Origin of the sequence: Brevundimonas sp. EAKA, assembly GCF_000698025.1 — a bacterium.
GTDB lineage: Bacteria > Pseudomonadota > Alphaproteobacteria > Caulobacterales > Caulobacteraceae > Brevundimonas > Brevundimonas mediterranea_A.
Window position 1 is genome coordinate 1 of the sequence record NZ_JMQR01000286.1, and the last position, 444, is coordinate 444.

At 32.4% G+C, this 444-nt stretch carries 1 protein-coding gene; it reads left to right on the forward strand.

The features are described 5' to 3' along the window. A partial coding sequence (locus ER13_RS18135) for a putative sulfate exporter family transporter (protein ID WP_155988195.1) occupies positions 1–435 on the forward strand: 435 nt, incomplete at its 5' end. Positions 436–444 lie beyond the last annotated feature (9 nt).

Here is a 444-nt window from a genome sequence, read left to right on the forward strand (position 1 = left end):
GGTATCAGTCTACATGAAATCGCTCAAGTCGTTTTAGCAGCAGGTATTGGCGGGTCGGAGGCAATGACATTTTCTTTACTTGGGAAATTAGGCCGTGGGTTTTTACTTATTCCATTAAGTATTGTCTTTATTTTGTATATGCGTTATAAGTCACACTCAAGTCAAGTACAACAAAAAATCGATATTCCTTACTTTCTAATTGGATTTATTATAATGGCTTGTATCAATACATTTGTTCCTATTCCTTCATTACTTATGAATATTATAAATGTTATTACAACGTTATGTATGTTAATGGCGATAGTTGCTCTAGGATTGAATATCGTTTTAAAAGAAGTTATTTCAAAAGCACTTAAACCATTCATTGTGATCTGTATAACTTCAATTTGTCTGTCTGGTGTGACTCTCTTAGTTACGTCTATAATGTTTAAATAAGGTGACATG